Source organism: Delftia sp. WSY_16 (assembly GCF_043104415.1).
Lineage (GTDB): Bacteria > Pseudomonadota > Gammaproteobacteria > Burkholderiales > Burkholderiaceae_C > Comamonas > Comamonas tsuruhatensis.
Genome location: NZ_JBICKS010000045.1, coordinates 71,461 through 84,995 on the forward strand (window position 1 = coordinate 71,461; position 13,535 = coordinate 84,995).

The window sequence follows — 13,535 nt, forward strand, 5'->3', positions numbered from 1 at the left end:
CCGCCGAAGCGGGTTGGATAGAGACAGTTCGCGTCTTCAGAAGGCCGAGCCGGCCTTGGCTGGAGTGGCCGGCTTTGCCGCCTGCTCCTTGGTCGGCTTGGCGCCCTGCGCGGCCGTGTCCTTGCCCCCCTTGGCCGCAGTGTCCTTGGCATCAGGCTTGGCGCTGTGGCCTTTGTAGCTGCTGCCGTTGACAGTCAGGCCTTCGCCCGAAAACTTGGTGGCGGTCGGTTCCGCCACACCCTTGACCCGTGCGATGAAGTCGGGCCAGTCCTTGAAGGGGGCGGATTTGCGTTCCTCGAGAATGCGTGCCGACATGGCCGGGCCTATGCCCTTGATGGATGTCAGTTCGGCTTCATTCGCCTTGTTGGCTTCCACAGCGGCCAAAGCCATCACGGACCACAACAGCGCAATGAAGCCAGCCATCAATTTTCTGAACATACAAACCTCCTGATCCCTCAATGTTGAGGGCCGCAACATTGCGACCCAGAAGCATCTTATGCAGGCCTCTGGCGTGCCGCCAGGCAGTCGCGGGCTCCAGGAGGCCGGCGCAGGCACGGCCGCACGCGCCCAAAGCCAATGGCCACGCGCCCTCCAGGGCGGTTTCTAGGAATACTCTGAAAATACACTGGCCATGCCGTGTTTGCCAATGGGGGTGACGCGGTGCCGGGGATATGGCCGCCTTTCGCCACCCCGGCCCATCACAGCTCCTCGACGCGCCGGGCCGGGTAGCTGTCCCAGCTCTGGCAGCCGGGGCAGTGCCAGAAATGCTGGCGCGCCTCGAAGCCGCAGGCCGCGCAGCGGTAGCGGGTCAGCGGTTTGGCGGCGTGGTCCAGCGCGCGTTGCACGGCTGGGTGGTATTGCTCCTCGGACAGTTTCTCGCCAGCCAGCCACTGCGCAGCAGCCACCAGGGAAGGTTCCCGGTCCAGATGCTGGACCAGGCGGGCGCGTCCCGGTGCCTTGGTTTCACCATCGGTGCTCTGTTCTTCAATTTGAGCGTCCAGCGCAACCAACGCCTGCAGCAGGTCCAGCGAAGGTGCCTGGGCGTATTGCTGGCTGAGCAGCTGGTGGACATGCTGGCGTTGGCCTGTGGCGGCTGCGATGTCCACCAGCAACTGGGCTGCCAGCGGCAGCGCGGCGGGGGACTGCTCGGCCAGGCTTTCCAGCGTTTGCAAGGCCTGGGCCGATTGCCCCATGCGATGCTGCAACTGGGCATGCTCCAGGCGCGGTCGCGCAGCCTGGGGTGCTGTGGTGATGGCTTGCTGCAGCCGCTGCAGCGCCTCGGCCTGCTGGCCCTGCGTGAGCAAGGACTGGGCGTCTTCGCACAGGTAGTGCGCCAGCCGGCCACTGAAGTCCCCCTGGTTGGCATCCTGCATGCGGCGAGCAATGGCGGCGGCCTGTGTCCAGTCGCGCGAGCGCTCGTAAATGGCCAGCAGGGCCAGGCGGGCCTCGGCCTCGAAAGCCGTGCCTTCCAGGCGGCGCAGCGCGTCCTCGGCGCGATCGAGCAGGCCTGCCTTCAGAAAGTCCTGGGCCAGCGCGTGCTGGGCGCGGTCGCGGTCCACGCGGCTGAGGTCGCCGCGCGACAGCAGGTGCTCATGCACGCGCACGGCGCGGTTGTATTCGCCGCGGCGGCGAAAGAGATTGCCCAGGGCGAAGTGCAACTCCGAGGTGTCGGGGTCGTTCTGCACGGCTTCGATGAAGGCGTCGATGGCCTTGTCCTGCTGCTCGTTGAGCAGGAAGTTCAGGCCCTTGAAATAGGCCTTGGGCGCCTGGCGGTTTTCGGCGCGGATCTGCCGCAGGTCCCAGCGCGAGGCCAGCCAGCCCAGCACGAAGGCCACGGGCAGGCCCAGCAGTATCCAGCTCAGATCAAATTCCATGCACGTCGCCCGGCAGGATGGGGGAGGGGGGCGCCTTGGGCGCCGTGGCTGGCGCCGCTCCTTCGGCTGCAGGCGCGGGGACCTGGGTCGAGCGCGCGGCATTGCGGTGCTTGAGCCAGCGCGGCACCATGCCCAGCACGCCCACGATCAGGCCCAGTGCAAAGGCGGCCAGCACCACCAGTACCAGCGGCGCAGTCCAGGAGGTGCCGAAGAAGAAGTGCACCGTCGCGTCCTGCTGGTTGTTCAGTGCGAAGGCGAACAGCGTAAAAAAAATGGCCGCCTTGAGCAGCCACAGGAAGTACTTCATGTGTTCCCTTGTGTGACGGGAACGATTCTAGAGCCTGGCGGTGACGACGGCTGCAGTGCGCGCAGCCGGCAAGCCGGCTTTCAGGCGGCAGGGCCGGTGCCTGCGGAGCTGGCGGCAACCGTGTCGGGCGCCGCGCCGGGGCGCAGGTCCACGGCTTCGCGCAGGGCCTTGCCGGGCTTGAAGTGCGGCACGCGCTTGGACGGAATGTGGACGGCCTCGCCGCTGCGGGGATTGCGGCCCATGCGGGGCGGGCGGTGGTTGACCGAGAAACTTCCAAAGCCGCGGATTTCGATGCGATGGCCGCGCACAAGGGCATCGCTGACGGCGTCAAGAATCGTCTTGACGGCCTGCTCGGCGTCGCGTTGGCTCAGTTGGCCAAAGCGTGCTGCGAGTTCTTCGACGAGATCGGATCGGGTCATCAAGGATAGGAATCAGGGGTTGAAATGGCGACGGGCGCCCGGAGGCACCCGTCGCATCCGACCTTCAGCGGTCAGCAGACTGGCTGCTGATTACTTGTCGGAGTTGTCCAGCTTGGCGCGCAGCAGGGCGCCCAGGCTGGTCGTGCCGGCGTTTTCCTTGGCCGACTGGGCGGACAGGGAAGCCATGGCTTCTTGCTGGTCAACCTGGTCCTTGGCCTTGATCGACAGCTGGATGTTGCGGGTCTTGCGATCCACATTGACCACCACGGCGGTGATCTCGTCGCCTTCCTTCAGCACCGAGCGGGCATCTTCCACGCGGTCCACGGCGATTTCCGAAGCGCGCAGGTAGCCGACGATGTCTTCGCCCAGGTCGATTTCAGCACCACGTGCGTCCACCGTCTTGACCTTGCCCGACACGATCTGGCCCTTGTCGTTCACGGTCACGAAGGTCGTGAAGGGATCGCTGTCCAGCTGCTTGATGCCCAGGGAGATGCGCTCGCGCTCGACGTCCACGGCCAGCACGATGGCTTCGACTTCCTGGCCCTTCTTGTAGTTGCGCACGGCAGCTTCGCCGGGCTCGTTCCAGGACAGGTCGGACAGGTGCACCAGGCCGTCGATGCCGGCAGCCAGGCCCACGAACACGCCGAAGTCGGTGATCGACTTGATCGGGCCCTTGACGCGGTCGCCGCGCTTGGTGTTCTGCGCGAACTCTTGCCAGGGGTTGGCCTTGCACTGCTTCATGCCCAGCGAGATGCGACGCTTGTCTTCGTCGATCTCCAGCACCATGACTTCGACTTCGTCACCCAGGGTCACGAGCTTGGTCGGAGCAATGTTCTTGTTGGTCCAGTCCATTTCGGAGACGTGCACCAGGCCTTCGATGCCGGGTTCCAGCTCGACGAACGCGCCGTAGTCGGCAATGTTCGTGACCTTGCCGAACAGGCGGGTGCTGGAGGGGTAGCGGCGCGAAACGCCCATCCACGGGTCGTCGCCCATTTGCTTCAGACCCAGCGAGACACGGTTCTTCTCGGTGTCGAACTTGAGGATCTTGGCCGTGATTTCCTGGCCAGCCTGCACGACTTCCGAAGGATGACGCACGCGGCGCCATGCCATGTCGGTGATGTGCAGCAGGCCGTCGATGCCGCCCAGGTCCACGAACGCACCGTATTCGGTGATGTTCTTGACCACGCCTTGAACGATGGCGCCTTCCTTCAGCGTCTCCATCAGCTTGGCGCGCTCTTCGCCCATCGAGGCTTCGACCACGGCGCGGCGGCTCAGCACCACGTTGTTGCGCTTGCGGTCCAGCTTGATGACCTTGAACTCCATCGTCTTGTTTTCGTACGGAGTCAGGTCCTTGATCGGACGGGTGTCGATCAGCGAACCGGGCAGGAAGGCGCGGATGCCGTTGACCAGCACCGTCAGGCCGCCCTTGACCTTGCCGGAGGTCGTGCCGGTCACGAATTCGCCCGATTCCAGGGCCTTTTCCAGAGCCAGCCACGAGGCCAGGCGCTTGGCGGTGTCGCGCGACAGGATGGTGTCGCCGTAGCCGTTTTCGATCGAGCCGATGGCGACCGACACAAAGTCGCCCACCTGGACTTCGATTTCTCCCTGGTCGTTCTTGAATTCGTCGATCGGCACATAGGCTTCCGACTTCAGGCCAGCGTTCACGACGACGAAGTTGTGCTCGACGCGCACCACTTCAGCGGTGATGACCTCGCCAGGACGCATTTCCGTGCGTTGCAGCGATTCTTCAAACAGGGAGGCAAAAGATTCAGACATGTATTTCCTTGCCCGCAAACAGGTTTCCGTTGGCACCATTGCCAAGCGTTTCTAGGACTGTTTGCGGAGGTGTTGTGGGTTCAACCACGGGGTTGGAGTCTATGAACCTCGGGCCGTACACGGGGCGGTGCCGCCATGTCTGGGCCCTGAGGGCGGGTTGCCGACCGTGCGGCGCAACTGGCAATCAGTCGCGGCCGAACGGCTGGCGTTCCTGCCACCATGAAAGCACCTGCTCTGCCACCTCTTCGATGGAAAGCTCGGAGCTGTCAAGCAGCATGGAATCCTGGGCGGGCTTGAGGGGTGCAACGCTGCGGTTCATGTCCCGCGCATCGCGTGCTTCAAGGTCTGCCCGAAGGGCGTTTATGTTAGCGGCAATTCCTTTGGAAATCAACTGCTTATGCCGGCGCTCGGCGCGACAGGCGGCGGAGGCCGACAAATAGACCTTGAGGGGAGCATGGGGAAAGATCACCGTGCCCATGTCGCGGCCGTCGGCGACCAGCCCCGGCAGCTGCTGGAAGGACAGCTGCAGGTCCACCAGTGCATCGCGCACGGCCGGCAGGGCCGAGACGCGCGAGGCGTTCATGCCCGACTCCTCGCTGCGCAGGATCAGGGTGACATCCTCGTCGCCCAGCCAGATGCGCTGCTCGGCATCAAAGCGCACGGGCAGCGCGCGCGCCAGCGCGGCAATCTGCGGGGCGTGGGATTCGTCCAGCACCATGCCGGCCCGCGACGCGGCCAGTCCTGTGAGGCGGTACAGCGCGCCCGAGTCCAGCAGGTGGTATCCCAGGGCCTCGGCCACCTCGGCGGCGATGGTTCCTTTGCCGGAGGCGGTGGGGCCATCGATGCAGATCACGGGGATGCACGCACGGGCCGTCTCGCAGACCGAGAACAGGGCCTCGAAGTAGTCGGGGAAGGTTTTGGCGACGCACTTGGGGTCTTCGATGCGCACCGGCAGGGCGGCCGGGTTGAAGGCCGCCAGCGAGAAGCACATGGCCACGCGGTGATCGTCGTAGGTGTGGATGCTGGCCGCGCGCCATGCGGCGGTGGATGCGGGTGGTGTGACGCGGATGAAGTCCGCGCCTTCCTCGACTTCGGCGCCCAGCTTGCGCAGCTCCTTGGTCATGGCCGCGATGCGGTCGGTCTCCTTGACGCGCCAGCTTGCGATGTTGCGCAGCGTGGTCGTGCCATCGGCATACAGGGCCATGACGGCCAGCGTCATGGCGGCATCGGGGATGTGGTTGCAGTCCAGGTCGATGGCCTTGAGCGGCCAGGCGCCACGGCGTATGCGCAGCCAGTTCGGGCCTCCCTCCACCTCGGCGCCCATGGCGCGCGCGGCTTCGACAAAGCGGATATCGCCCTGGATGGAGTCCAGTCCCACGCCGAGGATGCGGATGCCTTCGGCGCTGTCCGAGGCGATGGCGCCCAGTGCGATGAAGTAGCTGGCCGACGAGGCGTCTGCCTCGACATGGATCTCGCCCGGCGAGCGGTAGCGACTGCCGGCCGGGATGGTGAAGCGCTGCCAGTTCTCGTTGTGCACGGCGATGCCGAAGCGGGCCAGCAACTCCAGCGTGATATGGATGTAGGGCTTGGAGATCAGCTCGCCCACGACTTCGATGGTGATGTCGCGCGTGGTTGCCAGCAGCGGCAGCGCCATCAGCAGCGAGGTCAGGAACTGGCTGGAGACATCGCCACGCACCTGGATGGGGCTGTGCGGCAGCTGCGAGAAATCGGGCTGGCGGATGTGCAGCGGAGGAAAGCCCTCGTTGCCCAGGTAGTCGATGCGGCAGCCGAGCTGTCGCAGTGCATCGACCAGATCGCCGATGGGGCGCTCATGCATGCGCGGCACGCCGCTGAGTTGGAAGTCGCCGCCCAGCACGGACAGGGCTGCCGTCAGCGGCCGCATGGCCGTGCCGGCGTTGCCCATGAACAGCTCGGCACTGGCGCCGGAGGGCAGGACGCCGCCCAGGCCGGTGATGCGCACAGGCTGGCCGAGGGTGATGGTCGCGGGCTCCACCGTGCAGCCCAGTTGCTGCAGGGCCCGGAGCATGACGCGCGTGTCGTCCGAGTCAAGCAGGTCGTGGACCACGGTCGTTCCCTGGCTCAGCGCTGCCAGCAGCAGCACGCGGTTCGAGATGCTCTTGGAGCCTGGCAGGCTCACCGTGCCCTGCGCGCGGGAAAGAGGGGGGATATCGAGGAAGGCGGTACTGAACATGGCAATTCGGAGGCAAACAGGCTGTCGGAAGGCATTGCGGCCGCGCTGGCCGCAATCCACAGATGCGCTCGGGGGCGCTTGGAGCGCGGCCGGCGTTGCGCGTCAGCGGCGCGGTACGCCCATGCGCCAGTGGGCACGCGCCGCGCTGGCCAGGGTCAGGTGGTCTTCCAGGCCTTGGCCGTCGCCGGCCTGGATCAGGCATTCGAGTTGCTGCAGCGCCTGCTGGAACTGGCGCGACTGCGCCAGCACCTGTTCGCTGTTGGCCAGCAGCACATCGCGCCACATCTTGGGGTCGCCTGCTGCAATGCGCGTGAAGTCACGGAAGCCGGGGCCGGCCAGGGACAGCACCTCATCGGAATCGGGCTGGGTGATCACGCTTTGCATCATGGCGAAGGCCAGCAGATGCGGCAGGTGGCTGACCGTGGCAAAGGCGCTGTCGTGGGCTTCTGGCGACATGGCGCGCACGCGGCAGCCCAGCAGCTCCCACAGGGACTGGGCCTTTTGCAGGTGCTCGGTCAGTGTGCGTTCCGTGGGCGTCAGGATGACCTGTGCGCCCTTGTACAGCTGGGGGTCGGAATGCTCGACGCCCGAGACTTCCTTGCCCGCAATGGGATGGGCCGGCACGAAGGAGCCGAGCTGGTCGCGCAATGCCGAGCGGGCGGCATGCACCACATCGACCTTGGTGGAGCCCACGTCCATGATCATCATCCCGGGCGTGACCAGGTGCTTGATGGACTTGAGCGTGGCCTCGGTAGCCGCCACGGGCACCGCCAGCAGCACCAGGTCTGCGCCGGCGGCGGCCAGCAGGGCCGAGGGTGCCTCCACATCGATGACGCCCATCTGGCGTGCGCGCTCGGTGGTGGACGGGGATTTGCTGTAGCCCACGACACGCTTGACCAGCCCGGCCTGCTTGAGCGCCAGCGCGAACGAGCCGCCCATGAGGCCGCAGCCGATCAACCCCAGTTGTTCGAACGGCTGCATTACTTGGAGACCGGATAGGTGCCCAGCACCTTGTAGAAGGCGCACAGCTCACGCAGCTCCTGCAGCGCGCTGGCCACGTTGGGCTGGGCCGGGTGACCTTCGAGGTCGATGTAGAAGTAGTACTCCCACTGGCCCGTGCGTGCGGGGCGCGATTCGAAGCGCGTCATGGAGACGCCGTGCCGCTTGAGCGGTACCAGCAGGTCATGCACGGCGCCGGGACGGTTGGGCACGGAGATGATGATGCTGGTGCAATCCTGCCCGCTGGGTGCGGGCGTCGCCAGCGTGTGCGGCAGGCAGATGACGGCGAAGCGCGTGCGGTTGTAGGCATCGTCCTGAATGGCATGCGCCACCACGTGCAGGCCGAATTGCTGGGCCGCGCGTTCGCTGGCCAGGCCGGCGATATCGGGGTGCAGCGCCGCCAGGCGGGCGCCTTCGGCGTTGCTGGACACCGGGCGGCGTTCGGCATGCGGCAGATGCTTGGACAGCCAGCCCTGACATTGGGCCAGGGCCTGGGGGTGAGCCGCAACCACCTTGATGCCTTCGGTCGTGTTGGTGCTGCGCAGCAGGTTGTGGCGCACCAGCAGGCTGACCTCTCCCACCACGTGGCAGGGCGTATGCAGGAACATGTCCAGCGAGCGCGTGACCACGCCTTCGTTGGAGTTCTCCACGCCCACCACTCCGTACTGCGCGCTGCCCGCGGCCGTGGCGTGGAAGACCTCGTCGAAGCTGTTGCAGTACATCAGGTCGGCCGCGCCGCCGAAGTACTGGATGGCCGCTTCCTCGCAGAACGTGCCCGCCGGGCCCAGCACGGCCACGCGCTGGGGTGACTCCAGCGCCAGGCAGGCCGACATGATCTCGCGCCAGATGGCCGAGACATGGGCGTTCTTGAGCGGGCCGGGGTTGGCGGACTCGATCTTCTGGATGACCTGGGCCACGCGGTCAGGGCGGAAGAAGGGCGTGCCTTCCCGCTTCTTGACCTCGCCGACCTGCTCGGCCACGCGGGCGCGTCGGTTCAGCAGATCCAGCAGTTGCTGGTCGATATCGTCGATCTGCACGCGCAGATGCGCCAGATCGGGAGAGGCTTGGGGTGGGGTGCTCATGGAAGGGGGTGTGGTCGGTCAGGCGTTGCGCTGTTCGAATTCGCGCATGTACTCCACCAGCGCCTGCACGCCAGCGATGGGCATGGCGTTGTAGATGCTGGCACGCATGCCGCCGACGGACTTGTGGCCCTTGAGCTGCAGCAGGCCGCGTTCCCGGGCTCCGGCCAGGAAGGCGTCATTGCGCGACTCGTCGCGCAGGAAGAAAGGGATGTTCATGCGCGAGCGGCAATTGGCAGCGACCTTGTTCACGTAGAACGAGGACTGGTCCACGTACTGGTAGAACAGGTCGGCCTTGGCGATATTGCGCGCCTGCAGGGCTGCCACGCCGGTCAGGCCGCCTTCGGTCTGGCGCTTGATCCACTGGAAGGTCAGGCCCGCGATGTAGATGCCCCAGGTGGGCGGCGTGTTGTACATCGACTGGTTGTCGGCCACGGTCTTGTAGTCGAAAGCCGAAGGGCAGGCGGGCAGGGCGTGGCCCAGCAGGTCCTCGCGCACGATGACCAGGGTCAGGCCGGCCGGGCCCAGGTTCTTTTGCGCACCGCCGAACGCCAGGCCCACGCGGCTCCAATCGACGGGGCGCGAGGCCACGTGCGAGGAGAAATCCACCACCAGCGGAGCATCGCAGCCCAGCGCCTTCAGGTCGGGCAGTTCCTGGAACTCCACGCCATGGATGGTTTCGTTGCTGCAGATGTGCACGTAGCTGGCGCCACGGCTCAGTTGCCAGCTTTCGGGGGCGGGCAGGGTGGTGAATTGGCTGTCCTCGCCGCTGGCTGCGATGTGTGCATCGGCCACGTACTTGCGTGCTTCCTTGGCCGACTTCTGGCTCCAGCTGCCGCTGAGCACGAAGTCCACCGTGCCGGCGCGCGACAGGTTCAGCGGAACGATGGCGTTCTCGGCCAGGCCGCCGCCCTGCATGAACAGAATCTTGAATTCGGGCGGCACGGCCAGCAGCTCGCGCAGATCGGCCTCGGCCTGTTCGTAGATGGAGATGAACTCCTTGCCGCGGTGGCTCATCTCCATCACGCTCATGCCGGACCCGTGCCAGTCGAGCATTTCGGCGGCTGCCTGCTGCAGCACTTCGGCGGGAATGGCGGCAGGGCCGGCGGAGAAGTTGTAAGGGCGGTTCATGGAGTTCACTGTCAAGTCACGCGCAGGCGCCAGTTCGGGCGGGGCCTGCAACTGTCAAAAATCTGGGCCGCCGCTACGGCTGCGCTCCCGGTGTGGGAGGCAGCCCCAGCGGCGGCCGGGTCATCAGGCGGGCTCGCCCGTGCCTTCGGCAGCGGCTTCGTCGCCGCCCGGGGCTTCCTCGCCCGTGGCCTCGCCCTCGACTTCGTTGGCATCGTTTTCGACGATGCGCTGCAGGCCGCCCAGCTTGGCGCCTTCGTCCAGCGAGATCAGCGTCACGCCCTGGGTGGCTCGGCCCAGCTCGCGGATTTCCGACACCCGGGTACGCACAAGCACGCCAGTGTCGGTGATCAGCATGATTTCGTCATCGGCGTGGACCAGGGTGGCGGCGACCACCTTGCCGTTGCGCTCGGACTGCTGGATGGCGATCATGCCCTTGGTGCCTCGGCCATGGCGCGTGTACTCGACGATGGAGGTGCGCTTGCCGTAGCCGTTTTCCGTGGCCGTGAGCACGCTTTGCGATTCGTCCTCGGCCACCAGCATCGCGATCACGCTCTGGCCCTCTTCCAGGGTCATGCCCTTGACGCCACGCGCATTGCGGCCCATGGGGCGCACGTCGTTTTCGTCGAATCGAACGGCCTTGCCGCCGTCGCTGAACAGCATCACGTCATGCTTGCCGTCGGTGAGGGCTGCGCCGATCAGGAAATCGCCCTCGTCCAGGCCCACGGCGATGATGCCGGCCTTGCGCGGGTTGGAGAACTCGTCCAGCGCCGTCTTCTTCACGGTGCCCATGCTGGTGGACATGAACACATAGTGGTCGGCCGGGAAGCTGCGGTACTCGCCCGTCAGCGGCAGCACCACGTTGATCTTCTCGCCATCCTGCAGAGGGAACATGTTGACGATGGGGCGGCCACGCGAACCGCGCGAGCCCGCCGGCACTTCCCAGACCTTGAGCCAGTACAGGCGGCCGCGGTTGGAAAAGCACAGCAGGTAGTCGTGCGTGTTGGCGATGAACAGCTGGTCGATCCAGTCGTCTTCCTTGGTGGCCGTGGCCTGCTTGCCGCGCCCGCCGCGCTTTTGCGAGCGGTACTCGGACAGCGGCTGGCTCTTGATGTAGCCCGTGTGGCTGAGCGTGACCACCATGTCGGTGGGCGTGATCAGGTCCTCGGTGGACAGGTCCTGCGCGCTGTACTCGACCGTGCTGCGGCGGGCGCCGACCTTGCTCTGTCCGAACTCGGCCTTGATCTGCTTGAGCTCGTCGCCAATGATGGCCGACACGCGCTCGGGCTTGGACAGGATGTCCAGCAGGTCCTCGATGACGGACATCACGTCCTTGTACTCGGCGACGATCTTGTCCTGCTCCAGGCCGGTCAGGCGCTGCAGGCGCATCTGCAGGATTTCCTGGGCCTGGGTCTCGGACAGGCGGTACAGGCCATCGGCCTGCATGCCGAATTCGCGCTCCAGGCCATCGGGGCGGTAGTCGTCGGCATTGACCACGCCGCCATCGGTACGGGTGCGCGTCAGCATCTCGCGCACCAGCTTGCTGTCCCAGTTGCGCGTCATCAGCTCGGCCTTGGCCACAGGTGGCGTGGGCGCGTTGCGGATGATGGCGATGAAGTCGTCGATGTTGGCCAGCGCGACCGCCAGGCCTTCCAGCACATGGCCGCGCTCGCGCGCCTTGCGCAGTTCATAGACCGTGCGGCGCGTGACCACTTCGCGGCGGTGCTGCAGGAAGACCTCGACCAGATCCTTCAGATTGCACAGCTTGGGCTGGCCATCGACCAGCGCCACCATGTTCATGCCGAAGGTGTCTTGCAGCTGGGTCAGCTTGTACAGGTTGTTGAGCACGACCTCGGGCACTTCGCCGCGCTTGAGCTCGATCACCAGGCGCATGCCCGACTTGTCGGACTCGTCCTGGATGTGGCTGATGCCCTCGATCTTCTTCTCGTGCACCAGCTCGGCCATGCGCTCCTGCAGCGTCTTCTTGTTGACCTGGTAGGGCAGCTCATCGACGATGATGGCCTGGCGCTGGCCGCGGTCGATGTCCTCGAAGTGGCACTTGGCACGCATCACCACGCGTCCGCGACCCGTGCGATAGCCCTCCTTGACACCGTTGATGCCATAGATGATGCCGGCCGTCGGGAAGTCGGGCGCGGGGATGATCTCCATCAGCTCGTCGATGGTGGCCTGGGGCGTCTGCAGCAGGTGCAGGCAGGCGTCCACCACCTCGTTGAGGTTGTGCGGTGGAATATTGGTGGCCATGCCCACGGCAATGCCCGAGGAACCGTTGACCAGCAGATTGGGCAGCCGCGCAGGCAGCACCAGCGGCTCGCGCTCGCTGCCGTCGTAGTTCGGGCCGTAATCGACCGTTTCCTTGTCGATATCGCCCAGCATTTCATGGGCAATCTTGGACAGGCGGATTTCGGTGTAACGCATCGCCGCCGCGCTGTCCCCGTCCACCGAACCGAAGTTGCCCTGACCGTCCACCAGCATGTGGCGCAGCGAGAAATCCTGCGCCATGCGCACGATGGTGTCGTACACCGCACTGTCGCCGTGCGGGTGGTATTTACCGATCACATCGCCGACGATACGCGCCGACTTCTTGTACGGCCGGTTCCAGTCGTTGTTGAGCTCGTGCATGGCAAAAAGCACGCGCCGATGCACAGGCTTGAGACCATCTCGCGCATCGGGCAGCGCCCGGCCCACGATCACGCTCATTGCGTAATCGAGATAGCTGCGACGCATCTCCTCTTCGAGGCTGATGGGCAGGGTTTCTTTAGCAAACTGGGTCATGTGTGGCGATACTCTGACGGCGGGAAAAGGCCCATTTTAGGTCGAATGACGTGTAGCAGCCGAGCAACATAACCCTGGAATTCCGCCGCTGTCCTACTTGTTGGCCCCCGCTTGGCGGTCCGTCTGCATGTGACGTATGGCACAATCAATTCAACGTTTTTGGTGATGGTCACTGATGACGTCCACAGATTCGCAGCCCTGCTGCGGCTTTTTCCCCAAGAGGAGAACCATGAAGAAACTGAACAAAGTGGCGATGTTGTTTGCCTCTGCCGCCCTCGCAACGGCCGCTGGCGCACAAGTGAAGGCTGCTGACGGTGGCAAGACCATCGACAACTGGCAAAACGGCACCAGCGAACTGGTGTGGAAGAACGGCACGAACGAACTGTGCTGGCGCGATGCCAACTGGACGCCCGCCACTGCAGCTGCTGACTGCGACGGCGCTCTGAAGCCTGTGGCCGCCGCTGTGGCTCCCGCCGCAACGCCCGCTCCGGCAACTCCCGCACCCGCACCGGCACCCGCTCCGGCCGTGGCTTCCAAGGTGACCTTCTCTGCCGACGCTTTCTTCGACTTCGACAAGTCGGTTCTGAAGCCCGAAGGCAAGGCCAAGCTGGACGACCTGGCCTCCAAGGTCAAGGGCATCAACCTGGAAGTGGTCATCGCCGTGGGTCACACCGACTCCGTTGGCTCTGACGCCTACAATCAGAAGCTGTCGGTCCGCCGCGCTGAAGCCGTGAAGGCTTACCTGGTGTCCAAGGGCATCGAAAAGAACCGCGTCTACACCGAAGGCAAGGGCGAAAAGCAGCCTATCGCCGACAACAAGACCAAGGAAGGCCGCGCGAAGAACCGTCGCGTGGAAATCGAAGTGGTCGGCACCCGCGCCGCCCAGTAATCTTTCGATTGCTTCTCGCAAAAGCCCCGGCAACGGGGCTTTTTTTATGGCTGAACGGT

At 65.2% G+C, this 13,535-nt stretch carries 11 protein-coding genes; 1 reads left to right on the top strand and 10 read right to left on the bottom strand.

Annotated features, from left to right (window positions below):
- Positions 1–36 precede the first annotated feature (36 nt).
- The 10 genes from ACF8O7_RS27030 to gyrA form a co-directional block, all read right to left on the bottom strand.
- Entirely contained in the window at positions 37–438 is a 402-nt protein-coding gene (locus ACF8O7_RS27030; protein ID WP_126312766.1) for a helix-hairpin-helix domain-containing protein, read from the bottom strand.
- Between the two features lie 260 nt (positions 439–698).
- Complete coding sequence (gene lapB / locus ACF8O7_RS27035; protein ID WP_016449519.1) at positions 699–1,874, bottom strand: lipopolysaccharide assembly protein LapB; 1,176 nt, start codon at positions 1,872–1,874, stop codon at positions 699–701.
- A complete protein-coding gene (locus ACF8O7_RS27040) occupies positions 1,864–2,181 on the bottom strand; it encodes a lipopolysaccharide assembly LapA domain-containing protein (protein ID WP_016449518.1) in 318 nt (105 codons plus the stop codon). Before ACF8O7_RS27040 ends, lapB begins: the two co-directional genes overlap by 11 nt.
- An 80-nt stretch (positions 2,182–2,261) precedes the next feature.
- The gene (locus ACF8O7_RS27045; RefSeq protein WP_017404723.1) at positions 2,262–2,600 is read right to left on the bottom strand and encodes an integration host factor subunit beta; all 339 of its coding nucleotides are present in this window, start codon (positions 2,598–2,600) and stop codon (positions 2,262–2,264) included.
- Between the two features lie 90 nt (positions 2,601–2,690).
- On the bottom strand, positions 2,691–4,415 hold the full coding sequence (gene rpsA, locus ACF8O7_RS27050; RefSeq protein ID WP_255247313.1) for a 30S ribosomal protein S1: 1,725 nt from the start codon (positions 4,413–4,415) through the stop codon (positions 2,691–2,693).
- Between the two features lie 145 nt (positions 4,416–4,560).
- Entirely contained in the window at positions 4,561–6,588 is a 2,028-nt protein-coding gene (locus ACF8O7_RS27055; protein WP_126312767.1) for a bifunctional 3-phosphoshikimate 1-carboxyvinyltransferase/cytidylate kinase, read from the bottom strand.
- 102 nt (positions 6,589–6,690) lie between these two features.
- Positions 6,691–7,569: a prephenate dehydrogenase/arogenate dehydrogenase family protein gene (locus ACF8O7_RS27060; RefSeq protein ID WP_016449514.1), complete on the bottom strand. Its 879-nt coding sequence runs from the start codon at positions 7,567–7,569 to the stop codon at positions 6,691–6,693.
- A complete protein-coding gene (gene pheA / locus ACF8O7_RS27065) occupies positions 7,569–8,669 on the bottom strand; it encodes a prephenate dehydratase (protein ID WP_016454364.1) in 1,101 nt (366 codons plus the stop codon). The genes ACF8O7_RS27060 and pheA overlap by 1 nt, the downstream gene beginning before the upstream one ends.
- 18 nt (positions 8,670–8,687) lie before the next feature.
- A complete protein-coding gene (serC, locus tag ACF8O7_RS27070) occupies positions 8,688–9,797 on the bottom strand; it encodes a 3-phosphoserine/phosphohydroxythreonine transaminase (protein WP_016454363.1) in 1,110 nt (369 codons plus the stop codon).
- A gap of 123 nt (positions 9,798–9,920) precedes the next feature.
- Positions 9,921–12,587, bottom strand: a complete 2,667-nt coding sequence (gene gyrA, locus ACF8O7_RS27075) for a DNA gyrase subunit A (protein WP_046238042.1) — start codon at positions 12,585–12,587, stop codon at positions 9,921–9,923.
- 229 nt (positions 12,588–12,816) lie between these two features.
- Between gyrA and ompA the strand changes: the two genes are divergently transcribed.
- Positions 12,817–13,476, top strand: coding sequence for an outer membrane protein OmpA (gene ompA, locus ACF8O7_RS27080; protein ID WP_016449510.1), 660 nt, complete (start codon positions 12,817–12,819; stop codon positions 13,474–13,476).
- The last annotated feature ends 59 nt before the right edge of the window (positions 13,477–13,535 follow it).

Coding starts and splice junctions, on each gene's coding strand:
- ACF8O7_RS27030 (WP_126312766.1), bottom strand. CDS start 438: ATGTTCAGAAAATTGATGGCTGGCTTCATTGCGCTGTTGTGGTCCGTG.
- lapB (WP_016449519.1), bottom strand. CDS start 1,874: ATGGAATTTGATCTGAGCTGGATACTGCTGGGCCTGCCCGTGGCCTTC.
- ACF8O7_RS27040 (WP_016449518.1), bottom strand. CDS start 2,181: ATGAAGTACTTCCTGTGGCTGCTCAAGGCGGCCATTTTTTTTACGCTG.
- ACF8O7_RS27045 (WP_017404723.1), bottom strand. CDS start 2,600: ATGACCCGATCCGATCTCGTCGAAGAACTCGCAGCACGCTTTGGCCAA.
- rpsA (WP_255247313.1), bottom strand. CDS start 4,415: ATGGTGCCAACGGAAACCTGTTTGCGGGCAAGGAAATACATGTCTGAA.
- ACF8O7_RS27055 (WP_126312767.1), bottom strand. CDS start 6,588: ATGTTCAGTACCGCCTTCCTCGATATCCCCCCTCTTTCCCGCGCGCAG.
- ACF8O7_RS27060 (WP_016449514.1), bottom strand. CDS start 7,569: ATGCAGCCGTTCGAACAACTGGGGTTGATCGGCTGCGGCCTCATGGGC.
- pheA (WP_016454364.1), bottom strand. CDS start 8,669: ATGAGCACCCCACCCCAAGCCTCTCCCGATCTGGCGCATCTGCGCGTG.
- serC (WP_016454363.1), bottom strand. CDS start 9,797: ATGAACCGCCCTTACAACTTCTCCGCCGGCCCTGCCGCCATTCCCGCC.
- gyrA (WP_046238042.1), bottom strand. CDS start 12,587: ATGACCCAGTTTGCTAAAGAAACCCTGCCCATCAGCCTCGAAGAGGAG.
- ompA (WP_016449510.1), top strand. CDS start 12,817: ATGAAGAAACTGAACAAAGTGGCGATGTTGTTTGCCTCTGCCGCCCTC.